The 23,692-nt window shown below is 66.9% G+C and carries 28 protein-coding genes; 16 read left to right on the forward strand and 12 right to left on the reverse strand.

Going from position 1 to position 23,692, the window contains the following annotated elements:
* The first annotated feature begins 15 nt into the window (after window positions 1-15).
* Genes WDN01_19680 through WDN01_19700 form a run of 5 tightly spaced genes read left to right on the forward strand, consistent with a single transcriptional unit; the run spans window position 16 to window position 3,584 of the window.
* Window positions 16-579, forward strand: a complete 564-nt coding sequence (locus tag WDN01_19680) for a DUF1285 domain-containing protein (GenBank protein ID MEJ0028252.1) — start codon at window positions 16-18, stop codon at window positions 577-579.
* Entirely contained in the window at window positions 576-1,235 is a 660-nt protein-coding gene (locus WDN01_19685) for a CoA pyrophosphatase (protein MEJ0028253.1), read from the forward strand. The genes WDN01_19680 and WDN01_19685 overlap by 4 nt, the downstream gene beginning before the upstream one ends.
* On the forward strand, window positions 1,232-1,510 hold the full coding sequence (locus WDN01_19690; GenBank protein MEJ0028254.1) for a DUF6111 family protein: 279 nt from the start codon (window positions 1,232-1,234) through the stop codon (window positions 1,508-1,510). Before WDN01_19685 ends, WDN01_19690 begins: the two co-directional genes overlap by 4 nt.
* Window positions 1,507-2,739, forward strand: coding sequence for a CCA tRNA nucleotidyltransferase (locus tag WDN01_19695; GenBank protein MEJ0028255.1), 1,233 nt, complete (start codon window positions 1,507-1,509; stop codon window positions 2,737-2,739). Before WDN01_19690 ends, WDN01_19695 begins: the two co-directional genes overlap by 4 nt.
* On the forward strand, window positions 2,739-3,584 hold the full coding sequence (locus tag WDN01_19700; GenBank protein ID MEJ0028256.1) for a hypothetical protein: 846 nt from the start codon (window positions 2,739-2,741) through the stop codon (window positions 3,582-3,584). The genes WDN01_19695 and WDN01_19700 overlap by 1 nt, the downstream gene beginning before the upstream one ends.
* Here the strand turns inward: WDN01_19700 and WDN01_19705 are convergent.
* The 3 genes from WDN01_19705 to WDN01_19715 are packed head-to-tail and all read right to left on the reverse strand — an operon-like array spanning window position 3,581 to window position 5,578.
* Complete coding sequence (locus WDN01_19705; protein ID MEJ0028257.1) at window positions 3,581-4,231, reverse strand: TerC family protein; 651 nt, start codon at window positions 4,229-4,231, stop codon at window positions 3,581-3,583. The two genes, WDN01_19700 and WDN01_19705, sit on opposite strands and share 4 nt — an antisense overlap.
* A 28-nt stretch (window positions 4,232-4,259) precedes the next feature.
* Window positions 4,260-5,132, reverse strand: coding sequence for an oxygen-dependent coproporphyrinogen oxidase (hemF, locus tag WDN01_19710; GenBank protein MEJ0028258.1), 873 nt, complete (start codon window positions 5,130-5,132; stop codon window positions 4,260-4,262).
* Complete coding sequence (locus WDN01_19715) at window positions 5,129-5,578, reverse strand: tRNA (cytidine(34)-2'-O)-methyltransferase (GenBank protein MEJ0028259.1); 450 nt, start codon at window positions 5,576-5,578, stop codon at window positions 5,129-5,131. The genes hemF and WDN01_19715 overlap by 4 nt, the downstream gene beginning before the upstream one ends.
* A 60-nt stretch (window positions 5,579-5,638) precedes the next feature.
* Here WDN01_19715 and WDN01_19720 point away from each other — a divergent pair, with 60 nt between their 5' ends.
* The 6 genes from WDN01_19720 to WDN01_19745 all read left to right on the forward strand — a co-directional run bounded on the left by WDN01_19720 (window position 5,639) and on the right by WDN01_19745 (window position 10,457).
* Entirely contained in the window at window positions 5,639-6,115 is a 477-nt protein-coding gene (locus WDN01_19720) for a hypothetical protein (GenBank protein MEJ0028260.1), read from the forward strand.
* Entirely contained in the window at window positions 6,112-6,525 is a 414-nt protein-coding gene (locus WDN01_19725) for a type II toxin-antitoxin system VapC family toxin (protein ID MEJ0028261.1), read from the forward strand. The genes WDN01_19720 and WDN01_19725 overlap by 4 nt, the downstream gene beginning before the upstream one ends.
* Window positions 6,526-6,709: 184 nt before the next feature.
* Window positions 6,710-7,264 (forward strand): ubiquinol-cytochrome c reductase iron-sulfur subunit, encoded by a 555-nt coding sequence (petA, locus tag WDN01_19730; GenBank protein ID MEJ0028262.1) that lies wholly within the window; start codon window positions 6,710-6,712, stop codon window positions 7,262-7,264.
* 11 nt (window positions 7,265-7,275) lie between these two features.
* Window positions 7,276-8,571 (forward strand): cytochrome b N-terminal domain-containing protein, encoded by a 1,296-nt coding sequence (locus tag WDN01_19735; GenBank protein ID MEJ0028263.1) that lies wholly within the window; start codon window positions 7,276-7,278, stop codon window positions 8,569-8,571.
* 8 nt (window positions 8,572-8,579) lie between these two features.
* Window positions 8,580-9,383, forward strand: coding sequence for a cytochrome c1 (locus WDN01_19740; protein MEJ0028264.1), 804 nt, complete (start codon window positions 8,580-8,582; stop codon window positions 9,381-9,383).
* Window positions 9,384-9,539: 156 nt separating this feature from the next.
* Window positions 9,540-10,457 carry an S-methyl-5'-thioadenosine phosphorylase gene (locus tag WDN01_19745; GenBank protein ID MEJ0028265.1) on the forward strand — a complete coding sequence of 306 codons (918 nt, stop codon included), beginning with the start codon at window positions 9,540-9,542 and terminating at the stop codon, window positions 10,455-10,457.
* Here WDN01_19745 and WDN01_19750 read toward each other — a convergent pair.
* Window positions 10,441-12,198: a VanW family protein gene (locus tag WDN01_19750; protein MEJ0028266.1), complete on the reverse strand. Its 1,758-nt coding sequence runs from the start codon at window positions 12,196-12,198 to the stop codon at window positions 10,441-10,443. The genes WDN01_19745 and WDN01_19750 overlap by 17 nt on opposite strands.
* Window positions 12,199-12,320: 122 nt before the next feature.
* On the opposite strand from WDN01_19750, the gene WDN01_19755 reads away from it, so the two are divergent.
* From WDN01_19755 to WDN01_19770, 4 genes are all read left to right on the forward strand, one after another.
* Window positions 12,321-12,848 carry an adenine phosphoribosyltransferase gene (locus tag WDN01_19755; protein MEJ0028267.1) on the forward strand — a complete coding sequence of 176 codons (528 nt, stop codon included), beginning with the start codon at window positions 12,321-12,323 and terminating at the stop codon, window positions 12,846-12,848.
* Between the two features lie 228 nt (window positions 12,849-13,076).
* The gene (locus tag WDN01_19760; protein MEJ0028268.1) at window positions 13,077-13,676 is read left to right on the forward strand and encodes a glutathione S-transferase; all 600 of its coding nucleotides are present in this window, start codon (window positions 13,077-13,079) and stop codon (window positions 13,674-13,676) included.
* Window positions 13,677-13,878: 202 nt separating this feature from the next.
* The gene (mtnA, locus tag WDN01_19765) at window positions 13,879-14,958 is read left to right on the forward strand and encodes an S-methyl-5-thioribose-1-phosphate isomerase (protein MEJ0028269.1); all 1,080 of its coding nucleotides are present in this window, start codon (window positions 13,879-13,881) and stop codon (window positions 14,956-14,958) included.
* Between the two features lie 101 nt (window positions 14,959-15,059).
* On the forward strand, window positions 15,060-17,117 hold the full coding sequence (locus WDN01_19770; protein ID MEJ0028270.1) for a bifunctional aldolase/short-chain dehydrogenase: 2,058 nt from the start codon (window positions 15,060-15,062) through the stop codon (window positions 17,115-17,117).
* Window positions 17,118-17,174: 57 nt separating this feature from the next.
* Here WDN01_19770 and WDN01_19775 read toward each other — a convergent pair whose 3' ends face one another.
* From WDN01_19775 to WDN01_19805, 7 genes are all read right to left on the reverse strand, one after another.
* Window positions 17,175-17,354, reverse strand: a complete 180-nt coding sequence (locus WDN01_19775) for a hypothetical protein (protein MEJ0028271.1) — start codon at window positions 17,352-17,354, stop codon at window positions 17,175-17,177.
* Window positions 17,355-17,466: 112 nt separating this feature from the next.
* Window positions 17,467-17,943 (reverse strand): UrcA family protein, encoded by a 477-nt coding sequence (locus WDN01_19780; GenBank protein MEJ0028272.1) that lies wholly within the window; start codon window positions 17,941-17,943, stop codon window positions 17,467-17,469.
* A gap of 99 nt (window positions 17,944-18,042) precedes the next feature.
* Entirely contained in the window at window positions 18,043-18,723 is a 681-nt protein-coding gene (locus WDN01_19785) for a dienelactone hydrolase family protein (GenBank protein ID MEJ0028273.1), read from the reverse strand.
* A 16-nt stretch (window positions 18,724-18,739) separates the two neighbouring features.
* Window positions 18,740-19,510 carry a DUF4349 domain-containing protein gene (locus WDN01_19790; protein MEJ0028274.1) on the reverse strand — a complete coding sequence of 257 codons (771 nt, stop codon included), beginning with the start codon at window positions 19,508-19,510 and terminating at the stop codon, window positions 18,740-18,742.
* Between the two features lie 197 nt (window positions 19,511-19,707).
* On the reverse strand, window positions 19,708-20,805 hold the full coding sequence (gene ychF / locus WDN01_19795; GenBank protein ID MEJ0028275.1) for a redox-regulated ATPase YchF: 1,098 nt from the start codon (window positions 20,803-20,805) through the stop codon (window positions 19,708-19,710).
* An 85-nt stretch (window positions 20,806-20,890) separates the two neighbouring features.
* The gene (pth, locus tag WDN01_19800; GenBank protein ID MEJ0028276.1) at window positions 20,891-21,505 is read right to left on the reverse strand and encodes an aminoacyl-tRNA hydrolase; all 615 of its coding nucleotides are present in this window, start codon (window positions 21,503-21,505) and stop codon (window positions 20,891-20,893) included.
* Window positions 21,506-21,532: 27 nt separating this feature from the next.
* Window positions 21,533-22,285, reverse strand: coding sequence for a 50S ribosomal protein L25/general stress protein Ctc (locus WDN01_19805; protein ID MEJ0028277.1), 753 nt, complete (start codon window positions 22,283-22,285; stop codon window positions 21,533-21,535).
* A 217-nt stretch (window positions 22,286-22,502) separates the two neighbouring features.
* Here WDN01_19805 and WDN01_19810 point away from each other — a divergent pair, with 217 nt between their 5' ends.
* Window positions 22,503-23,357: an alpha/beta hydrolase gene (locus WDN01_19810; protein ID MEJ0028278.1), complete on the forward strand. Its 855-nt coding sequence runs from the start codon at window positions 22,503-22,505 to the stop codon at window positions 23,355-23,357.
* Here WDN01_19810 and WDN01_19815 read toward each other — a convergent pair.
* Window positions 23,341-23,688, reverse strand: a complete 348-nt coding sequence (locus tag WDN01_19815) for an MmcQ/YjbR family DNA-binding protein (protein MEJ0028279.1) — start codon at window positions 23,686-23,688, stop codon at window positions 23,341-23,343. The genes WDN01_19810 and WDN01_19815 overlap by 17 nt on opposite strands.
* Window positions 23,689-23,692 lie beyond the last annotated feature (4 nt).

Genomic DNA, 23,692 nt, shown 5'->3' on the forward strand with positions numbered 1-23,692 from the left:
CGTGGTCCGATCGACATGAGCAGCTTCCCCCTCGGCCTCGCAAGCCTGCAGCGCGACGCCGCCGCCGGCCGCGGCCTGCCGCCCGTGGAGACGTGGAACCCGGCCCATTGCGGCGACATCGACATCCGCATCGCGCGCGACGGCACCTGGCATCACGAAGGCAGTCCCATCGGCCGCAGGGAATTGGTGCGCCTTTTTTCGACCATATTGCGCCGCGACCCCGACGGCTTCGTCCTCGTCACCCCGGCCGAGAAAATGCGCATCGTGGTCGAGGATGCGCCGTTTCTTGCCGTGCTGCTGGACGTCGAGGGCGAAGGCCGCGACCAGAAACTCGTCTTCACGACGAATGTCGGCGATGAGACCGTTGCCGGCCCCGCCAATCCCATCCGCGTCGAGACCGATCCGGCGACGGGCGAACCCGCGCCCTACGTCCATGTCCGCAAAGGGCTGGAGGCACGCATCGCGCGGCCGGTATTCTACCAGCTCGCCGATCTCGCCGTCCCCGGCGAAGGCGAACATCGCGGCACGCTCGGCGTGTGGAGCAGCGGCGTCTTTTATCCCCTCGGCCGTCCCGAATGAGCGCGCCGGAGGAATCTCCCGCCGCCATCGGCCGGCGCATCGTCTGCGGCGGCATCGATCTTTTGCGCTCGCGCCTGCTGCACGAACCGCCGCTGCTGCCGCTGATGCCGACGCGCGGCGACTACGACCTCAATCCGCAGAACCGCCCGGCGAAGACGCCCGATCTCACGCCCGCCGCGGTGCTGCTGCCGCTCATCCTGCACCGCGAGCCGCATGTGCTCCTGACCCAGCGCACCGACAGCCTCACCCGGCACGCCGGGCAGGTCGCCTTTCCCGGCGGGCGCGTCGAACCGAAGGACATATCCCTCGTCGAAACGGCCCTGCGCGAGACGCAGGAGGAGACCGGCATCGAACCCGCCTTCGTCACCGTGGCGGGCTTCCTCGACGCCTATGAGACCGGCACCGGTTTCGCCATCCTGCCCGTCGTCGGCATCCTGAGCGAAGGCTTCGCGCTTGCGCCGGACGCCAGCGAGGTCGCCAGCATCTTCGAAGTGCCGCTCGACTTCCTGCTCGATCCCGCCAACCGCCAGAAGCAGACCCGCGAATTCCAGGGCCGCATGCGGACCTTCAACGCCTTCACCTACGAAGGCCACTACATCTGGGGCGCGACCGCGGCCATGCTGATCGATTTCGCCGAGCGGATCACCGCGCCATGACCCGTTCCATTCTCGAGCGCATCCTGCTCTTCGCGGTTCCGTTCCTGCTCTATGGCGCCTATCTGCTGCTGCTGCGCCTGCGCCCGCCCGTGAACCGGCCCGTGACGCCCTGGACCTGGCTGACCATCGCCGGATTGTCGCTGGTGGCGCTCAGCTTTCTCGTGGTCGGCTTCCTCGAAGGCGAGCCGATCACCGGCCTCTATGTCGCGCCGCATGTGGTGAACGGCAAGATCGTTCCGGGCTATGTTGCGCCGGCACCGGAGAAGACGAAGTGAAGCTCGACCCCAAACGCCATCCCTGGATGACCGCGCGCGAAACGCGCGCCGTGCTCGATGCGCTCGGCGGGCAGGGCCGGTTCGTCGGCGGCGCGGTGCGCAATGCGCTGCTCGGAAAGCCGGTCGCCGATATCGACATCGCGACGCCGCTCCTGCCCGACGATGTGACGGCGCGGCTGAAGAAAGCCGGCCTCGGCGCGGTGCCGACCGGGATCGAGCACGGCACGGTGACGGCGGTTGCGAACGGCAAGCCCTTCGAGGTGACGACACTGCGCCGCGACGTCGCGACCGACGGCCGCCGCGCCGTGGTGGCGTTCACGACCGATTGGGCGGAAGACGCGCAGCGCCGCGACTTCACCATGAACGCGCTCTATGCCGATGCCGATGGCGCGATCCTCGACACGGTTGGCGGCATCGCCGATCTCGAGGCCCGTCGCGTTCGCTTTGTCGGCGATGCCGCGCGCCGCATCCGAGAGGATTACCTACGCATCCTGCGCCTCTTCCGCTTCCATGCCTGGTACGGCAAGGGGCCCATCGACTCGGACGCCCTGCATGCCGCCGCCGCGGAGAAAGGCGGTCTCACCATGCTCGCCGGCGAGCGCGTCTCGAAGGAGATGCTGCGCCTGCTGGAAGCCGACGATCCGGTGCCCGCGCTGCGCCAGATGGCGGCGAGCGGCATCCTGGCGGATATCCTGATCGGCAATCTGAACGTCCACCGCCTCGAACGCCTGGTGCGGATCGACGCCGAAGCCTTCTTCACGCCCGACGCGATCCTGCGCCTTGCCGCGCTGCTGCCGGCCGAGGCCGCCGAGGCGCGCGCCGTCGCCAAGGAATGGCGGCTATCGAACGCCGACGCCGACCGCCTCGCCGACATCGCCGGCGCGCGCGAGAAGATCGTCTCCTATCTGTCGGTGAAGGAGATGCGCAAGCTGCTCTACCGGCTGGGCGCCGGGCCGTTCAAGGACCGCGTCTTCCTCAAATGGGCGGAGGATCCCAAGGAGTCGAACGCCATTCAGTGGCGCATGCTGCTCGCCGTCGCCGACGCCTGGGCGCGTCCGCGCTTCCCGCTGACGGGCCGCGAGGTGATGCTGGCCGGCGTGCCCGAAGGCCCGCTGGTCGGCCGCATCCTGGAGGAGGTCGAAGACTGGTGGGTCGACGCCGACTTCATCGAGGACGAGTTCTCCCTCGCCGAACGCCTGAAGGCGGTGGTTCAGGCCATGGTATACTGATGCCCTTCCAAATCCTCGACACGATCTCCCTTCCCGGCGATCCCTATAAGCCGAACGACGACTCCTTCGGCCATGCGGACACCGCCGCCGTGGTCCTCGACGGCGCCACCAGCCTCGGCGATCCCCTGATGCCCGGCGACAGCGACGCCGCCTGGATCGCGCATTTCGGCGCGCGCCGGTTGATGGCGCATTGCCGCGACGGCGACGCGCCCAAGGACGCACTGCGCCACACGCTCGCCGACGCGGAGAAGTCGTTCATCGCGCTGCGCCGCCGCGCGCCGGAAGCGATGTGGGAGATGCCCTTCGCCTCCATGGCCTTCGCCGCCGAGGCGACCGGCGGCTTCGATTTCCTGTGGTACGGCGACTGTGCCGGCCTTCTGCTGCGGCCCGGCGAAAAGGTCGAGGTCCTGGGCGAATCCTTCGCCAAGAAGGCGCAGGAATCCGCCCATGTCGCGCGCCTCGCCAAGGAGAAGAACCTCTCGCCCGCCTCCGGCGCCAACCGTCCCGAATATCTGCCCTCGCTGCGCAAGGCGCGCGACCGGCTCAACAGCGGCAGCCATTGGGCCTTCAGCCCCGACGAACGCGCCGCCGGCCATGTCGCGAGCAGGCATGTGGCGGCCCCGGCGGGTTCGAGCCTGCTGCTCGCCTCCGACGGCTTCCTGGCGCTGACGACGGACTACGGCGCCCACACGGTGGATTCGCTGATGGCCAAGGCCCTGGACAAGGGCCTTGCCGCGCTGGCCGAGGAGCTGCGTGCCGCCGAAGAGGCCGATGCCGAAGGCCACAAATTCCCGCGCTTCAAGAAAAGCGACGATGCGACCGCGGTGCTCCTGCGGCTCGGCTAGCCGGTCGTTCCCTCGACCAGCATCCAGCCGCCCTGCCAGACCATCTTGATCGCGACATAGAGCACGATGAACAGCCCGGCATAGCTGATCCACGGATAGCGGCCGAGCGCCTTGGCGATCACGCTGGCCGCGATGCCCATCAGCCCGATCGACAGCATCAGGCCGACCGCCAGCACCGCATAGTTCTTCTGTGCCGCGCCGGCGACCGCCAGCACGTTGTCGAGCGACATGGACAGATCGGCGGCCGCGATCTGCACGATCGCGCGGCGCACCATCGCCGCGCTCGCCTCTGTGCTGTAGGGCCCGCCGAGCTTGCCCGGATCGGTCTTGAGCGTCTCAAGCGAATGGCGCTCCTCGGCCGCGTCGCGGATGTCGCGATAGAGCTTCCAGCACACCCACAGGAGCAGGATGCCGCCCGCGAACATCAGCCCGATGATATCGAGCAGTTCGACGGTGATGGAGGCCAGGAAGACTCGCAGCACCACCGCGGCGACCAGGCCCCAGAAGATCACCTTGCGGCGCACCACCTGCGGCACGCGGGCCGCCGCCATGCCGATGACGAGCGCATTGTCGCCGGCCAGCACGATGTCGATCAGGACGACTTGCAGGAGCGCGAACAGGGAGGCGTGACTGAACGAAAGCTCCAAAACAACGCACCTCGTCGAAAGATAAGGATCAGGGCCAGCGGGCTTCCGGCGGCATCGAAACCAGGATGGCGTCGATATTCCCGCCGGTCTTCAGGCCGAATTGCGTGCCACGGTCCCACAAAAGATTGAATTCCACGTAGCGACCGCGGCGGATGAGCTGGTGATCGCGGTCCGCCGTGGTCCAGGCCAGCTCCATTCGCCTGCGTACGATCTGGGGATAGATCGTGGCAAATGCGAGTCCCACGTCGCGGGTAAAGGCGAAATCCTTGTCCCAATCGCCGCTGTCGAGCCGGTCGTAGAAGATTCCGCCCGCTCCGCGCGGTTCGCCGCGGTGCGGCAGGTAGAAATATTCGTCGCACCATTTCTTGAAACGCGCGTAATAGTTCGGATCGTGCGCATCGCAGGCCTGCCGCAGCGCAGCATGGAAATCGGCGGCATCCGCTTCATTGGGAAACATCGGCGTCAGGTCGGCGCCGCCGCCCCACCACGACGTCGTGGTCACCATATGGCGGGTGTTCATGTGCACCGCCGGCACGTGCGGGTTCTGCATATGCGCGATCAGCGAGATGCCCGACGACCAGAAGCGCGGATCCTCCTGCGCCCCCGGGATCGTCTTGGCGAATTCGGGCGAGAATTTTCCGTACACGGTCGAAACATTGACGCCGACCTTCTCGAAAACCCGCCCCTTCATGACGCTCATCACGCCGCCGCCGGCATCGGCGCCGTCCTCGCCGGGCCGGGACCACGCCTTGCGCTCGAACTTCCCCGGCGGCCGGTCGGAAAGCGGACCGGCATGCTCTTCCTCGATCCGCTCGAAATCGGCGCAGAGGCGGTCGCGCAGGGATTCGAACCAGGCCCGCGCCTGGGCCTTCCGCTCGTTCCTGGGATCCTGTGTCGTCATGGAAACAACCCTGTCTGTCGCATCGCCTCGCCCAATACCATCGCGCCGGCCTGCGCCACGTTGATCGAACGCAAGCCCGATTTCATCGGAATGCGCAAGCGGGCGTCGGCCCGGTCGTGCACGAAATCGGGCACGCCGGCGCTCTCGCGCCCCAGCAGGATGCTGTCGTCGGCCGCGAAAGCGAAGTCCGTGTACGGCAGGGCACCCTTGGACGTCAGCAGCACGATCCGTCCCGTCTTGTGCTGCGCCAGATACGTCGCCCAGGAGGCATGCCGGACCATGTCGGCCTGTTCCAGGTAATCCATCCCCGCCCGCCGCATCCGCGCCTCGCCGAGCACGAAGCCGCAAGGCTCGACGATATCCACCGCGATGCCCAGGCAGGCGCCCAGCCGCAGCAAACTGCCGGCGTTCTGCGGAATATCGGGCTCGAACAGGACGAGACGCATCCTTGACAAGTTCCTATTTATTCCTTAGGTTTATTCCTGCAAATTAGGAACACAGGAACTATGCTGACCTATGAGCCTCTCCAGAACTATCTGTCCCGTCAAACGGAGGATGTCGTGGCGCTGACGTTCGAGGACATAGAACGAATCATCGGCGCGGAATTGCCGGCGTCGGCAATTCGGCGAAACGAGTGGTGGTCGAACAACGCGACCGGTCACTCGCAGGCAAAGGCGTGGCTCGACGCCGGGTTCGTCACCGCGAATCTGGATCGGAAAGGCAAGACCGTCGTCTTCCGGCGCGCATCCGGGCGGATTGCCCGCGGGGGCGGCTTGCGCGAGGAACCGGCAGAATTCAGGTCCGCAATGGAGGCTGATATGAACGCAACGCATCACCCGGCGTTTGGCGCGATGAAAGGGACTTTTACGATCGAGCCCGGCTATGACATCACCAAGCCGGTCTACACGGACGAAGAGTGGAATGAGATCGAGAGCGAGGTACTCGCGAAGTTCGATCGCATGTTTCCCGGCGATGCCAAATGACCTTCCCTTTCCTGCTCGATACCTGCGCCGCGATGTGGTTAGTCGACGGCGCGTTGCGCCCCAATGCTGCGGAAGCTCTCGCGGCTTCCTATCGTGCCGGCCGCACCACTTTTGTTTCGCCGTTCACGGCTTGGGAAATCGGCTTGCTGTCGGTATCGGGCAGATTTCGCTCGACATATTCCGTGGAAGGCTGGCTGAAGCGCGTCACAAGCCTTCCGGGAATTGCCCTGGCCGACCTACCTGCAAGGGTTCTGCTCGATTCCTGGAAACTTCCAGGCAAGCTCAATCGCGATCCTGCCGACAGGATCATTGCCGCGACAGCGCGCGAATTCGGCTACACGGTGGTGACGCGCGATCGCGCAATGCTGGCCTATGCGAAGCAAGGACATGTAAGCGTGCTCGAATGCTGATGCGTCGCTTCGTGCCAAGTCTGTGAATCTCCGGCATTTTCTGCGTCATCGTGCCGCAAGACCCACCAAATCCGTCTCTCTATTTTACCCCCGCAAAGCGGCGCGCGCTTGAGAGTCCCGGGGGTGGTGCGCACGCGGTTTCCCGCCGCCCGGAGCGTCTCGAACGATTGATAAAGGTGAAGCCTTGGCCACCACGACGACCGCCGAACCGACGCGGCGCGACTTCCTCTACATCGCCACGGCCTCCGTCGCCGCCGTTGGCGCCGCCGCTGTCGCCTGGCCGCTGATCGACCAGATGAACCCGAGCTCCGCCGTCCTGGCGCTCGCCTCCATCGAGATCGACCTGACGCCGATCCAGGTCGGCCAGTCGGTCACGTTCAAATTCCGCGGCCACCCGCTCTTCGTGCGCCGCCGCAGCCCGGCCGAGATCGCGACGGCCAAGGCGGTTCCGGTGTCGGAGCTGATCGACCCCATCGCCCGCAACCTCAACCTGCCCGAGGACGCCCCGGCGACCGACGCCAACCGTGAGACCCATCCCGAATGGCTGGTGGTCTCGGGCGTCTGCACCCATCTGGGCTGCACGCCGACGGCCTATGAAGGCGATTTCGGCGGCTGGCTTTGCCATTGCCACGGTTCGCAGTACGACGTCGCCGGACGGGTGCGCAAAGGCCCGGCGCCGCAGAACCTCGAAATCCCCGTCTATTCCTTCCTCTCGCCCACCCGCGTCAAAGTCGGTTGAGGAGCATCCAGATGTCCGGTCCATCGACTTACGTGCCTCAAACGGGCTTCACCCGCTGGCTCGACGCGCGGCTGCCGATCCTGCGCCTCAGCCACGACACCATGCTGACCTTCCCGACGCCCAGGAACCTGAACTTCTGGTACGCCTTCGGCGCCATCCTCACCTTCTGCCTCGGCGTGCAGATCGTCACCGGCATCGTGCTGGCGATGCATTTCGATCCCAGCGCCAATGTCGCCGCCGTCCCCGGTTCGAGCGCGGCCTTCGACAGCGTCGAGAGCATTATGCGCGACGTGAATTACGGCTGGCTGCTGCGCTATGTGCACGCCAACGGCGCCTCGATGTTCTTCCTCGCGGTCTATGTCCACATGTTCCGCGGCCTTTATTACGGCTCCTACAAGGCGCCGCGCGAGATCCTCTGGATCCTCGGCGTGATCATCTATCTGCTGATGGTGATGACCGCGTTCATGGGTTACGTGCTGCCCTGGGGTCAGATGTCGTTCTGGGCCGCCACCGTCATCACCAACCTGTTCTCCTCGCTCGACCAGGTCACGGGTGGGCTCAAGGTCGGCAGCCACATCGCCACCTGGCTGTGGGGCGATTTCGCGGTCGGCGGCCCGACGCTGAACCGCTTCTTCTCGCTGCACTACCTCCTGCCCTTCATCATCGCGGCGGTGGTCGGGCTGCACATCTGGGCGCTGCACGTGCCGGGCAACAACAACCCGCTGGGCATCGACGTGAAGGGGCCGCAGGACACCGTGCCCTTCCACCCCTACTACACCGCGAAGGACGCGTTCTATGTCGGTCTCTTCGCGATCCTGTTCGCCGTGCTGGTGTTCTTCGCGCCCGACTTCGTCGGCAATCCGGACAATTACATCCCGGCCAATCCGCTGGTGACGCCGGCCGACATCGTGCCCGAATGGTACCTCTTGCCGTTCTACGCGATGCTCCGCTCGATCCCGCAGAAGCTGATCGGCGTGCTGGTGCTGGGCGGCGCCATCGTGACGCTCGCCTTCATCCCCTGGCTCGACACGTCGAAGGTGCGCTCCAACCGTTTCCGCCCCCTGATGAAGCAGTTCTTCTGGCTGTTTGTGGTCGACTGCCTCGTGCTCGGCTATTGCGGCTCGCAGGGCGTCGATGCCGCGGTCGTCGGCATTCCGCTGGTCTGGGTCGCCCGCCTCGGCACGGCCTATTACTACGGCTTCTTCTGGGTGCTCATGCCGCTGATCGGCCTGATCGAGACGCCGAGGCCGCTTCCCGACTCCATCGCCAAATCCGTGCTGGGCGCCGCCCCCGCACCCGCCGAGTGAGGACTTCCATGCGCTTCGCGCTCGCAGCCGGCCTTATCCTGGCTCTCTCCGCCGCTTCGCCCGCGCTGGCGGCGGACGGCGATCCGTATCCGCTCAAGACCCCGCCTCAGGGCTGGTCGTTCGAAGGCCCGTTCGGCAAGTACAACGAGGCCGACCTGCAGCACGGCTTCCAGGTCTACAAGGAAGTCTGCTCGGCCTGTCACAGCCTGAACCGCGTCGCCTTCCACACCCTGTCGGAGCCGGGCGGCCCCGGCTTCAGCGACGCGCAGATGAAGGCGATCGCCGGCTCGTACAAGGTGCTCGCCGGCCCCGACGACAAGGGCGACACGGTCGACGACAAGGGCAATCCCCTGACCCGTGCCGGCACGCCGGCCGACACCTTCCCGCCGCCCTTCCCGAACGAGGAAGCGGCCCGTGCCGCCAATGGCGGTGCGTTGCCGCCCGACCTCTCGCTGATCGAGAAGGCGCGTGCCGGCGGCCCGAACTACATCTACTCGCTGATGACCGGCTTCCACGAGACGCCGCCCAAGGGCTTCGCCGTCACGGCGAACAAGTACTTCAATCCGTATTTCATCGGCTGGGACATCTCGATGCCGCCGCCGCTGGCCGACGGCCAGGTGACCTTCGTGGACGGCGCGCCGAACAAGATCGCCGACGAGGCCTATGCCGTCGCCAACTTCCTGGCCTGGACCAGCGAGCCGCATCTGGACGACCGCCACCGCATCGGCGTCGGCGTGATGCTGTTCCTGATCGTCCTCTCGGGCCTGCTCTACCTCTCCTACCGCAGGGTCTGGAAGGACGAGGCGCACTAACTTCGAACTCTTTCCTCCCCCGCTTGCGGAGGAGGTGGCACGCCGTAGCGCAGCGGAGGCGTGACGGAGGGGGCCGCCGCCCCGCACAGTCCCCCTCCGCCTCGCTTCGCTCGGCACCTCCCCCGCAACGGCGGGGAGGAAAATGTTGAGGCACCTATGACCAAAACCGTCCTCGGCGTCATCGGCGGCAGCGGCGTCTATGACATTCCCGGCCTGGAGAATCCGCGTTGGAAGAAGATCGCCTCGCCCTGGGGGGCGCCGTCGGACGCGCTCCTGTTCGGCACCTACAAGGGCACCGATCTGGTCTTCCTGCCGCGCCATGGCCGCGGCCATATCCAGACGCCGTCCTCGATCAACTACCGCGCCAATATCGACGTGCTCAAGCGCGCCGGCGTCACCGACCTGATCAGCGTCTCCGCCTGCGGTTCGCTGAAGGAAGAGCTGCCGCCTGGCACCTTCGTCATCGCCGACCAGTTCATCGACCGCACCTATGCGCGCGAGAAAAGCTTCTTCGGCCCCGGCCTCGTCGCCCATGTCTCGATGGCCCATCCGGTCGACGGCCATATCGCGAACGCGCTCGGCCTCGCCTGCGCCGAGGAGGGCATCGCCTATGCCCGGGGCGGCACCTATATCTGCATCGAGGGTCCGCAATTCTCATCCCTGGCGGAGAGCAATCTCTACCGCTCCTGGGGCTGCAGCGTGATCGGCATGACCGCGATGCCCGAGGCCAAGCTCGCCCGCGAGGCGGAGCTGCCCTACGCCATCGTCGCCATGGTGACGGATTACGATTGCTGGCATCCCGACCACGACCATGTGACGGTCGACGCCGTGGTGAAGATCATGCATGCGAATGCCGAACATGCGCGCAAGCTGATCATGAACGTCGCCGGCAAGCTCGGTCCGGCGCATGCGCCGTCGCCGGGGATCGAATCGGTGCTCGACACCGCGCTCATGACCGCGCCGGCCAAGCGCGATGCGCGCCTGATCGCCAGGCTCGACGCCGTGGCGGGGCGCGTCCTGCCGAAGCGGCGGCCCGCGAAGACGCCGGCGAAGAAATCTAAGCGCCGGAAATAGCGCGGCGCAGCGCGGCGATCAGCGCGTCCGCATCGTCCGCCGGCACGAGCGTCAATCCATTTTGCGGCGGCAATCCGCAAGCTTGCGTCGCGACGACCGGAACGCCGCTCGCCAGCGCCTGAAGCAGGCGGCGCGGCGCGTCTTCGAGCAGGGCAGGCTGCACCACCGCCGCGACACCATCGAGCCAGTCTTCCGAAGTCGCCTGGCGGGAGCGCACGCCGTCCCAGAAATCCGCGCCTTCCAACGCGCTGCCGACGAGCATGATCTCCAGATCGAGCGCCTTCGCCGCCTCGCGCAATTCGTAAGCGCCCTTGCGCGCGATGGTCGGGCCGGGAAACGTGATGCGGCGCGGCACGACGGCGCCCGCCCGCGCACGGGCTTTCGGCATTGCCCAGTCGAGCCGCACGGCGCGTTCGCCGAACAATTCGGCGATGGCCGCATGCGGCGTGACGATCGAATCCGCCGCCGCCAGGGCCTCGCGCTCGGACGCGACCAGCGCGGGATCGGCGCGGAAATCCGCCAGCGTGCGCCGCCCGGGATGCCGCGCCGCCGCCGCGTCCAGCCGCGCCTCGATCTGCTCCATCGGCATCCGCGTCATGAGGACCGAGAGCCGCCGCCCGCCCAGATGCCTCTCGCGCCACAGGAAGGGCAGCAGCGATTGCGCCGCCACGACTTCTGTCACGTCCGGCGTCAGCGCCTGCGCCAGCCGCCGCGCCAGCGCCTCGGCGCCGCGCATGTCCGCCGCGCGCCGCTCCGCCCCGTCCTTGGCGAAGCGCAGCCGCAGGCTGCGCATGAGGGCCGTCAGGCTCGCCGGCGCCACGCGGCCGAAGCCGCCCGTGTCCCAGGCATAGCGCGCCGCCCTCCATCGCGCGCCGTCGAGCGGCAGCGCCAGCACGTCGCCGTCCCGCCGCGTTTGTGCGACATGGCGGCGAAATTCCGGCCAGTTCTCGTCGACCAGGAACGCGGTGCGCCCCTCCGGCGCCGCGTGCCCGCCTTCATGCCGGAAGCAGCCCGTCTCCGCGCAGATGCCGCAACTCTCCGTTCCACCTCCCGGCATCGCGGGGAGATCGAAAATCGTGAAGCGATTTTCGGGCGGGGCAGCGACTCCCTGCGCAACCAGCCGCACCACCAATTCGTCCCGCTCCACCGCCACCCGCAGCATCGCCGCGCGCGGCGCCGCGAACCGCAGGTCGACATAGTTCCACGCCACCGTCGCATCGCGCCCCGTCGTGCCGCGCGAGCCCGGCACGATCCGCGAATGCGCATGGCGCTCGACGATCGCGCATCCGGCCGTCAGCGCCGCGTCGTAGAGCGCGTTGGAAAGCTGGCACAGCCCGCCGCCCGTCGCCGGCACCAGGCAACCCTCCTGCAGCATCCGCCCCGCGACGAAGCCGCGCCGCGCGCTCGCCCGCCCCATTTGCCGCCAGAAGCTGAACACCGCGCCCGCCGGCAGCACGGTCCGGTCGAGCAGCCGGGCCGCCACCCGCAGGTTCTGCACCTTGCCCCATTGCAGCGCGCGCTCGCCGGCGCGCGGGTCGCTCCACAGGGGCGAGCGGCTCTCGGCCAGGACCGCGGCGAAGCCCGCCGGATCGCCCTTCTTGAGCCGCGCCGGCGCCCGCCCGAGCTCGGCCGCGAAGCGCCGCGCGCGGAACAGGTTGGCCTTGAGCTGGAACAGCGCCGCGCCGAGCCGCGTGGGAACGCTCCGCTCCGGCAACCGCGATCTGGCCTCGGCAAGCGCCATCTGTGGAGGAAATCCCCGCTTCGACGGTGCCGATTGTCGCGCCGGATCGTGTCCAAAGCCAGGCGGACTTGGGGAATTGCCGCGATCTGTATAGAACGTCTCGTCATCCGCCCGAGACCGCCATGAACTTCAAGGACACCATCCGGACCATTCCGGATTATCCCAAGCCCGGCATCATGTTCCGCGACGTGACGACCCTGATGGGCAATCCGCGCGCCTTCCGCCGCGCGATCGACGAGCTGGTGCAGCCCTATGCCGGCGTCGACATCCACAAGGTCGCGGGCATTGAGGCGCGCGGCTTCATCTTGGGGGGCGCGGTGGCGCACCAGCTTTCCACCGGCTTCGTGCCGGTGCGCAAGAAGGGCAAGCTCCCCTTCACCGTGCTGGGCGAGGACTACGACCTCGAATACGGCACCGACCGGGTCGAGATCCATACCGATGCCGTGCACAAGGGTGAGAACGTGATCGTGGTCGACGACCTGATCGCCACCGGCGGCACCTGCGTGGCGGCGATCAAGCTGCTCGAGCGGGCCGGCGCCAATGTGGTGGGCTGTTCCTTCGTGATCGACCTCCCCGAGCTCGGCGGCGCCGACAAGATCAGGAAGCTCGGCAAGCAGGTGACGACGCTGGTGGCGTATGAAGGGCATTGATTTTCCTCTCCCGCTCGCGGGGTCCGTAGCGACAGCGTAGGGACGCGTAGCGAAGCGGAGCAGGAGGACGCAAAATCCTGCACTTAGCGGAGCGAAGCGCAGCCAAGTGCTTGGATTTTGCTAGGTGAGGGGTAAGGCCGCGCGACAGCCCCTCATCGCCTCGCTTCGCTCGGCACCTCTCCCGCAAGCGGGGGAGGACATCGAAGTCATAGTGGCGACAGGTTTGCAATGAAGCTCTACACCCACCCCGCATCGCCCTTCGCGCGCAAGTGCCGCGTCGTCGCCCATGAGCTGAATCTCAAGCTGGAGGAGATCGTCGTCGCCAATGCGCGCGACGACGAAAGCATCCGCCGCATCAACCCGCTCAAGAAGATTCCGATCCTGATCCTCGACGACGGCTCGGCGCTGTTCGACTCGTCCGTGATCTGCGAGTACCTGAACAATATCGGCGGCGGGAAGTTCTTTCCCGGCATGACGATCTGGCGCAGCGTCTCCGGCCGCTGGCGGGCGCTCGGGCTCCAGGCGCTGGCGGACGGCATCATGGATGCCGCGGTCGGCTGCCGCTATGAGCGGCTTGTGCCGGAAGAACGTCAGAACCAGGACCACATCGCCCGCCACATGACGACCGTGAAGGCCGGCCTCGACGCGCTGGAGCGCATGAAGCTCATCGACCCGCCGACCATTGGCGAAGTCGCGACCGGCTGCGCCCTGGGCTATCTCGATTTCCGCTACCCGGACCTCGCCTGGCGCGAGGGACGGCCGAAATTGGCGCAATGGTACGAGGGATTCTCGAAGTTCGCCTCGATGCAGGCGACGGTGCCGCACTGATATCCTCTTCCGCGCGCGGGAGAGGACGCAAAATCCTGCACTTAGCGGAGCGAAGCGCAGCTAAGTGCTTGGATTTTGCTGGTGAGGGGTAAGGCCGCGAGACGGGCCCTCACCGTCTCGCTTCGCTCGCCACCCCTCCCGCTCCGCGGGAGAGGACAAATCGCGCTAGAGCCCGCCAACTTTTCCCGCTAAACACCGCCCCATGAAAATCAACGGCAAGCACTACCGCTCGGTCTGGCCCGTCGGCGAGGATGCGTTCGGCATCATCGACCAGACCAAGCTGCCCTTCGCGTTCGAGACCCTGACGCTCACCTCCGCCGCCGACGCGGCGCACGTCATCAAGGCGATGATCACCCGCGGCGCGCCCTTGATCGGCGCCGTCGCCGCCTACGGCCTGGCGCTCGCCGTCCGCGCCGACCCGTCCGACGAGAACCTCACCGCCACCCACGACATGCTGGCGGAAACCCGGCCGACCGCCATCAACCTGCGCTGGGCGCTGAAGCGGATGTGCGACGCGCTCCGCAACCACCCGCGCGCCGAACGCGCCGCGCTGGCGTGGAAGGAAGCCGCCGCCATCGCCGACGAAGACGCCGCGATGTGCGAAGCCATCGGACGCAACGGCCTCGCCATCATCCGCAACCTCTACAAAGAGAAGAACCGCAAGCTCAACATCCTGACCCATTGCAACGCCGGCTGGCTGGCGACGGTGGACTGGGGCACCGCGCTGGCGCCGATCTACATGGCGCATGACGAAGGCGTCCCGCTCCATGTCTGGGTCGACGAAACCCGGCCGCGCAACCAGGGCGCCTCGCTGACGGCGTTCGAGCTCGGCGGCCATGGCGTCGCCCACACCATCCTCGCCGACAATGCCGGCGGCCATTACATGCAGCACGGCCAGGTCGATCTCGTGATCGTCGGCACCGACCGCGTCACCGCCAACGGCGACGTCGCCAACAAGATCGGCACCTATCTGAAGGCGCTCGCCGCCAAGGACAACGGCGTACCGTTCTATGTCGCGCTGCCGTCCTCGACCATCGACTGGACGCTGGCGCGCGGCGCAGACATCCCCATCGAGGAAAGATCGCAGGACGAGGTCTTGAAAATGACCGGCCGCACCCCATCTGGAACCATCTTGACGGTCGAGATCGCGGCACCCGGTTCGGGGGCGGCGAACCCCGGCTTCGACGTCACGCCGCAGCGCCTCGTCACCGGTTTCATCACCGAACGAGGGACTTGCGCGGCGACGGAGCAGGGCCTACGCAGCCTTTTCCCCGCCGCCTGATGGCCCTGTGTTGGGCGGCGGGGACTCTCACCGAGACCTCGAAAACAATACGATGTGTTCCGGCCGATCCGACGGCCCCAAGATGTGGTGGTTGAACGACGATGAAGTCCCGCTGGGTTGAGTCCGACGCCGACGATTTCGTGACGCGCTACGCCGAGAAAGGCGTCAACGCCGATCTCGCGATCCGCACCTATACCACGCGTCTCCTGGGCTCCGATCCGAAGCTTGTGCTCCATGGCGGCGGCAACACGTCTGTGAAGACCACCGCCAAGGACCAGCTCGGCGAAGACGTCGAGGTCCTGTGCGTCAAGGGCTCGGGCTGGGACATGAGCAATATCGAGCCGCAGGGGCTTCCCGCCGTGCGCCTCGCCGAGCTGCGGCGCCTGCGCCGTCTCAATACGCTCAGCGACGAGGACATGGTCAATTTCCAGCGCATCAACCTGCTGGACGCCTCGGCACCGAACCCCTCGGTGGAGACGCTGCTGCACGCCTTCCTGCCGCACAAATTCATCGACCACACCCATTCCACCGCCGTGCTCGCGCTGACCGACCAGCCGGACGGCGAGGCCATCGCGCGCGACATCTACGGCAAGCGCGTCGCCTATGTGCCGTATTTCATCCCGGGCTTCACGCTGGCCAAGGCGGTCGCCGACGTGTTCGACGCCAATCCGGACGTCGAAGGCCTGATCCTGCCGCGGCATGGCATCTTCACCTTCGCGCAGGACGCAAAGACCGCCTATGAGAAGATGATCGAATTCGTCACCCTGGCGGAGGACCGCCTCAAGCAGAACCGCAAGCCGCTGAAGCCGGCCGCGCTGCCCGCGCACCTCGCCCGCGTCGCCGACATCGCGCCGATCCTGCGCGGCGCCGTCGCCATCGCGCGCAACCCGATGGCCGGCACGGTCAAGCGCCAGATCCTCTGCTTCCGCACCAGCCCGGCGATCCTCACTTATGTGAACGGCGCCGACCTCGCGCGCTATTCCCAGGTCGGCGTTGTGACGCCCGACCACACGATCCGCACCAAGAACTGGCCGCTGGTCGTGCCCGCGCCGGACGCCCACAAGCTCGACGACTGGAAGAAGTCCGTGCACGACGCGGTCGAGGCCTTCGTCGCGCGCTATCACGATTATTTCCGCCGCAACAACGAGACCTCGAACCCGAAGAAGAAGGAGCTCGATCCGCTGCCGCGCGTGATCCTGGTCCCCGGCCTCGGCCTGTTCGGCATCGGCGCCAGCGCCAAGGACGCGGCCATCGCCGCCGACATCGCGGAGAACACGGTGGAGGTCATCAGCGACGCAGAGGCGATCGGCGAATATCGCTGCATCTCCGAGAACGACATGTTCGAGGTCGAATACTGGTCGCTGGAGCAGGCCAAGCTTGGCAAGGGCGCGGAGAAGACGCTGGCCCGTCAGGTCTGCGTCATCACCGGCGGCGGCTCCGGCATCGGGGCGGCGACGGCGCGCGCCATGGCGGCGGAGGGGGCGGAGATCGCCATACTCGACCGCGATCATGACATGGCGGTGAAGGCCGCCAAGGCGGTGCACAGCCACGCGCTGGCGATCCAGTGCGACGTGACCGACCCGGCCTCGGTGAAGGCGGCGTTCGACAAGGTGGTGGAAGCCTTCGGCGGCGTCGACATTGTCGTCTCCAACGCCGGCGCGGCCTGGCAGGGCGCCATCGGCAGTGTCGACGACGCCGTGCTGCGCAAATCCTTCGAGCTCAACTTCTTCGCGCACCAGTCCGTGGCGCAGAACGCGGTTCATATCATGCGCGCGCAGGGCACCTATGGCTGCCTCTTGTTCAACACGTCCAAGCAGGCGGTGAACCCCGGCAAGGATTTCGGCCCCTATGGCCTGCCCAAGGCGGCGACGCTCTTCCTGGTGCGCCAGTATGCGCTCGACCACGGCAAGGACGGCATCCGCGCCAACGCGGTCAACGCCGACCGCATCCGCTCGGGCCTTCTGACCGACGAGATGGTCGCCGCCCGCGCCAAGGCGCGCGGCATGTCGGAAGACAGCTATATGTCGGGAAATCTGCTGGGCCGCGAGGTCTATGCGTCGGAAGTCGCGGAAGCCTTCGTCTACCTGGCCCATGCCGAGAAGACGACGGCCGCGGTTATCACCGTCGACGGCGGCAATATCGAGGCGGCGCTTCGCTGAGCGATGCGCCGCGCCCGGACAAAATAGGGCCGGCCTGTACGGCCAGCCCTACCGGTCTTACCAGCTGCGGCAATAGCGGTGATGATGGCGATAGCCCCAGCCGCGGCAGCCGTGATGATGGTGGCCGTGCACGCCGAGACCGATGCCGAGACCGCCGACATGGACGCCGATACCCGCCGCGCTCGCGGTACCGGACAGGAGCGTCAACGCAACAATGGATGCGAACAGGGTTTTCATGTTTCGAGCCTTGGTTGGTTCCACCGTTAACCCCGGCGCGCACGGATAAGTTCCGGCGCCGGGCCATGTTAGGCGCCGCCATCGCGAAGATGCCGGCGCCCACACCGCGGGTTCAATCGCCGTCGTCATCGTCGTCGCCGCGATAGGCCGATTGCGAATAGCCGGACTCCCGCGCATCGGCGATGGCGTCATGCGCCTGGTCCATCGCGTCGCGATAGGCGTCGTGCTCGCAGCGTCCCATATCCATCCGGTTCAGGTCGGTGGCGCTGTCGGTCCGGTCGCGCAGCTCGGCGCAGACCTCGCGCGCCGTGTCGCGCACCCGGGAGCGCAATTCGCGCGCGCCGGCCCGCGTCGAAAGATCGAGATCGGCGAAGGACACTTCCCGCGACAGCGTCACCGTGCCGTCCGGATAGCGGCGAAGATCGTCATAGGACGGACGCACGATCACGCGTTCCGTGCCGTCGGCGCCATAGACGACATCGCGATAAGCACCGTCCTGTGCCTTTGCCGCCGTGGCGGTCAGGCCGAGGCCGATGGCGCCCGCCAGCAGCGCGAGGCGCAAGGGATTGAGAGAAGATCGGAAGGACATGAGCAACTCCTAAGCTTGCTTGTGCCCCGTTGCCCGACTCCCAAACGATCATGCCACGCGTGCCGTTCCGGTTCCGGAATCCGGCACAAATGCGGCGCGCTATCCCCCGTGCGCCCGGAACAATTCCAGCGTCCGCTTGCGCGCCAGCGCGGCGGCGTCGGGGTTGAAGTCGGTGCGGCGGTCCGAATTGAATCCGTGGCCGGCGTCGTAGAGGAACACCTGCACCTTGGGATGCGCCGCGGCGATCTTCTGCACCGTCTCCATCGGGATGCCGTGATCCTTCTCGCCGAAATGCAGGATGGTCGGGCATTTCGGTTCCAGGTCGATCATCTGGCCGATATTGCCGCCGTAATAGCCCGCCGCCGCCGCCAGCCCGGTGCAGCGCCCTGCCGCTGCCCAGGTCACGCTGCCGCCATAGCAATAGCCGGTGATGAACACCGCCCCGCGCGCCTTCAGGTCGTCGATGCAGGTCTGCGTGTCGGCGATGGAAAGATCGAAGGGATGTTCCGCCCGCGCCAGCTTGATGCCGGTCTGGATGTCCTCCGGCGAATAGGTCGCCTGGAAGTTCGGATGCTCGCGGTCGTAGAGTGCCGGGCCCAGCACCTCATAGCCGTCGGCGGCATAGCCGTCGCACAATTCCATGATGTGCTCGGTGACGCCGAAGATCTCCTGGATGAGCACCAGCCCGCCGCGCCGCGCCCCTTCGGGCTGCACGCGATAGACGCCGATCTGGGCGCCGTCGCTCATCGTCATCTTTTCCATCTTGCCTTTGGGGGCCATGGTCCGTTCCCGCGTTTTATCCGGCCGGAACGATGGCCTTTTGCCGCCGCCGAAACAACCGCCACAGCCACGAGACCGTGTAAATTCCCGCCGCCAGGATCGGCAGCCACGGGATCGCGGCGATGACGAACAGCACCGCGCCCGCGGCGTTCTCGGCGAGGACGTCGCCCGCGTTTTGCAGCATGCGGCCGAAAGGCCCGACGGGCACGATGCGCTCCGACAATTGGACGGTCACGCTTTCCCGCGCGATACCCGCGTTCAGCCCGCGCGCGGTCGTCCGCGCCGTGTCGAGATCGTCCTCGACCCGGGCCCGCTCCGCCTCCAGCTTGATGATGTCGTCGATGGCAAGATTGGGCCGCATGGCGATCTCCGCCAGCCGGTCGCGATAGGCGGAAAGCTGCGCCGCCTTGCGCCCCGCATCGCCGGCTTCGGTCTCGACGCTCTGCGCCTGGGTGGAACGCGACGTCATCGCGGCGTCTCCGGCCGCCTCGCCGGCCACCGGCGCCAGCAGCGCGCGCTCGAACGCCTCCAGCCCGGCATGCGGCAACTGCACGGCGAGCGAAGCGGAGACATAGCCGTCGTCGCCGCTCGTGAGATTGGCGGTGACGAGCTTGCAATCCAGCGCGCGGTCCTTGAGGCAAAGATCGCGCGCCCGCCGGAAGCGCGGCGCCACGGCGGCGCGCGCCATCTCCACCGTCCAGGCGTGGCTGTAGCTGAATTGCTGGGATATGCCCGGGACGAGGGACGGCGGCGGCGCGACATCCGGAACGGGAGCAGCAAGGTTCATGACTCCGCGGCGTGCGTCCGCGAGGCCGTACGGATTGCGGCTACCCGGCGGGCCGGAGCGGTCGCCGCAACCCGCCAACAGCAACACACAGCTGACGAGAAAAATGGATCGACGAACCATGACGCATCCCCTCCGTTCGGTTCGACCGAAAGGCTGGGCGCGCAATGGGGCGCGACTTGGGTGCGATTGCGGCTTCTTTATGCGTTGAAGCGGAAGTGCATCACGTCGCCGTCGGCGACGACATAGTCCTTGCCTTCCAGCCGGAATTTGCCCGCGTCGCGCGCGCCCGCCTCGCCGTTATTGGCGACATAGTCGGCGAAGGCGATGGTCTCGGCCCGGATGAAGCCGTGCTCGAAATCGGTATGGATCACGCCCGCCGCCTGCGGCGCGCGCGAACCTTTCGTGACGGTCCAGGCCCGCGCCTCTTTCGGCCCCACGGTGAAGAACGTAAGCAGGCCCAGCAACGCATAGCCGGCGCGGATCAGCTTGTTGAGGCCGGGCTCGTCGAGGCCCAGGCTCGCGAGAAATTCCTCGCGCTCGCCGGCCGGCAATTGCGCGACCTCTTCCTCGATGCGGCAGGAGATCGTCACCGTGCCCGCGCCCTGCGCCTTGGCCATCGCTTCCACCGCAGCCGAGTATTTGTTGCCCGTCGCCGCCGACCCTTCCTCGACATTGCAGACATAGAGCACCGGCTTGGCGGTCATCAGCCCGAGCTGGGAGAACGGCGCGCTCTCCTCCGGCGTCAGCGCGGCGTCCCGCGCCGGCTTGCCTTCGCGCAGCAGGACGATGGCCTTCATCATCAGCGCGAGCTGTTCCTTGGCTTCCTTCTCCCCCGAGTTCGCCTTCTTCTCGAGCGGCTTGATGCGCTTCTCCAGGCTCTCCAGGTCGGCGAGCATCAGCTCGGTCTCGACCGTCTCGGCGTCGCCGACCGGATCGATCCGGTTCTCGACATGGGTGATGTCGTCGTCCTCGAAGCAGCGCAGCACATGCGCGATGGCATCGACCTCGCGGATATTGGCGAGGAACTGGTTGCCGAGCCCCTCGCCCTTCGACGCGCCGCGCACCAGCCCCGCGATGTCCACGAAGGTGATGCGGGTCGGGATGATCTCCTGCGACTTGCCGATCCGCGCCAGCGTCTCGAGGCGCGGGTCCGGCACCGCCACGTCGCCGACATTGGGCTCGATGGTGCAGAAGGGATAATTCGCCGCCTGCGCCGCCGCGGTCTGCGTCAGCGCGTTGAACAGCGTCGACTTGCCGACATTCGGCAGCCCGACAATTCCACACTTGAAGCCCATCTATCTTCTCTCTCTGAATGGACTCACGCGGAGACGCGGAGTCGCGGAGGATTGTAACTCCGCGTTCTCCGCGGCTCCGCGTGAATCATTCCGGCTTCGCCGGTTTTTCTTTTTTCGCCGGCGGCTTCAGGATCAGCGCCACCTTGCTCATGAACCCCGCATCGTCGTCCTTGGCAAGCATCGGCGCGGCCTCGGCGATGGCCGACAGCATCGGCACCAGCCAATCCTCGTCCGCCTTGCTGAAATTGCCCAGCACATGGCCCATCACCCGGTGCTTCTCGCCCGGATGGCCGATCCCGATCCGCACCCGGCGGTAGTCCGGCCCGATCGCCGCGGTGATCGAACGGGCGCCGTTGTTGCCCGCATCGCCGCCGCCCGTCTTCACCTTCAGCTTGGCCGCCGCGAGGTCGAGCTCGTCATGCATGACGACGATGGCCGACAGCGGCAGCTTGAAGAACCGCATCGCGTCGCCGACCGACCGGCCGCTCTCGTTCATATAGGTCGTGGGCTTGAGCAGATAGGTCTTGCGGCCGTCGAGGCTGCCTTCGCTGATCAGCCCGTGGAAGCGCGCCCGCCACGGTGCGAACGGATAGCTCGCCTGGATCGTGTCGACCGCCATGAAGCCGACATTGTGGCGGTTGCGCGCATACGCCGCGCCGGGATTGCCGAGCCCGGCGATGAGGAGAGGCGTATCGGCCATGGAAGCGTCCTGCGCCGGCGCGCGAGGTTACTTCTTCTCTGGAGCCTTGGCGGCGGCGGCCGGCGCGGCACCCGCGGCGGGGGCGGCACCCTCGGCGGCGGCGCCTTCCTCGGCGACCGGCGCGGACGCGGCGGCTGCTGCCGCGGCGGCTGCGGCCTTCTGCTCTTCGAGCACGCTGGTCGGCGCGACGATGGAGCAGATGGTGAAGTCGCGGCCGCGGATGATCGGCTTGACGCCCTCGGGCAGCTTCACGGAGTTGATATGCACCGAGCCATGGATGTCGAGGCCGGTGAGGTCGATGTTGATCTCTTCCGGAATGCTTTCGGCCGGGCACAAGAGCTCGATCTCGTGGCGCACGATGTTCAGCACGCCGCCCTTCTTGAGGCCGGGGGAGTCGCCCTGGTTGCGGAAATGCACCGGAATGGCGAGCCGCACCTTGGCGCCTTCGCCGAGCCGCATGAAATCGACATGCACCGGGCGGTCGGTCACCGGATCGACCTGCACTTCGCGCGGGATCACGCGGGTCTTCTTGCCGGCGACGTCGAGCATCACCAGCGAGGTCGTGAAGCTGCCGGTCTGGTAGGCGCGCTCCAGCGTGCGGTAGTCGACCGAGACGTTCTCGGGGGCGTCATCGCCGCCATAGACCACGGCCGGCACCTGGCCCTGCAGACGGGTCTGGAAGGCCGATCCCTTGCCGGTGCCGCTGCGCGGCTGGGCGACGAGTTCCTGGGGCTGGCGCATGATCTGGAATTCCTTGGGCTTTTTCAGGCTCTGACGCATGAAGAGCCCGCGAAGGCGCGGCTTTTAGCGGATGCGCGGGCCCCGCGCAACGGGGCTTTCCCCATCCCTTGCCCCGTCATCGCCCGCTTTACGCGGGCGGCCCAATTTTCCTTGGCCGGAAAAAATGGCTTGCCCGGACGAGCCTGGCAATGACGCCGTGTTATATTGCGGCACGCTTGGCCTAACTATTTGATAGGATTATATTTTACAGCTCCGCATGGCCAACAAAGCCGCCCGCGCCCTGGAACGTCTCGCCTATGCCGTCCAGGACGGCGCGCTGAAACTCGCCCTCCCGCTCATCGACAGCCGCGTCCCGCGTTCCGGCTACCGCGTGCTGGCGGACCTCGCCTACGGTCCGGCCGCCCGTCAGAAGCTCGACCTCTACGTCCCCGACGGCCTGACGGCGCCCGCGCCGGTGCTGCTGTTCTTCTACGGCGGAAGCTGGCAGAGCGGCTCCAAGGCGATCTACCGCGCCTTCGGCCAGGCCTTCGCGAGCGAGGGCATCGTCACCGCGGTCGCCGACTACCGCCTCTATCCCGAGGTCCGATATCCCGCCTTCGTCGAGGACGGCGCGCTGGCCTTGCGCTTCCTGCGCCGGCAGGCGGGCGCGCAGGGCGGCGATCCGGATCGCCTCTTCGTCAGCGGCCATTCCGCCGGCGCCTATATCGCGACGATGCTGGCGGTGAACGCGGATTATCTGAAAGCGGTCGACCTGTCGCCCGCCGCCATTCGCGGCGTCATCGGCCTCGCCGGTCCCTACGACTTCCTGCCGCTCTACGATCCGGCGCTGATCGACATCTTCGGCGGCGCCCGCGTGATGGCGACGCAGCCGATCAAGCATGTCGCCCCCGGCGCGCCGCCCATGCTGCTGGCGCACGGCACGGGGGACACCACGGTCGGCGCCGGCAATTCGCGGCGCTTCGCGCGGCGCCTGGCCGCCGCCGACAACGCGGTCGAGCTGATCGAATACAGGGGGATCGGCCATCTCGGCATCATCCTGTCGCTGGCGCGCGACCTGCGCCGCCGCACGACGCTCCACGCCGACATGCTGCGCTTCATCGCGGCGCTTTAGATTTTGTCGTTGCCGTCTTGGCCTTGGGCGGCGGCGGCAGGTTCTTCGTCCACGCCTCGCGGATCAACGCCTCCAATTCGCGCTTGGAGATCTTGTCGATCTGCACGATCACATTGGCGGTCTTGCCCCACATATATTTGACGAAGACCTTGGGATCGGCCTCGAACAGAAATTCCTTCCGCGCCTCGTCGAGATTGAGATAGAGCCCGTCCGGTCGCATCACCGCGAAAATGCGCTTGGCGGTACGATAAGCCGGCCGCCCCCAGTGATCGACCTCCGTCACGCCGTCGAGGGACAGCGCGATCTTGCGGACGTCCGACGTGCTAGGCATTTGC

This window comes from Rhizomicrobium sp. (genome assembly GCA_037200985.1).
GTDB lineage: Bacteria > Pseudomonadota > Alphaproteobacteria > Micropepsales > Micropepsaceae > Rhizomicrobium.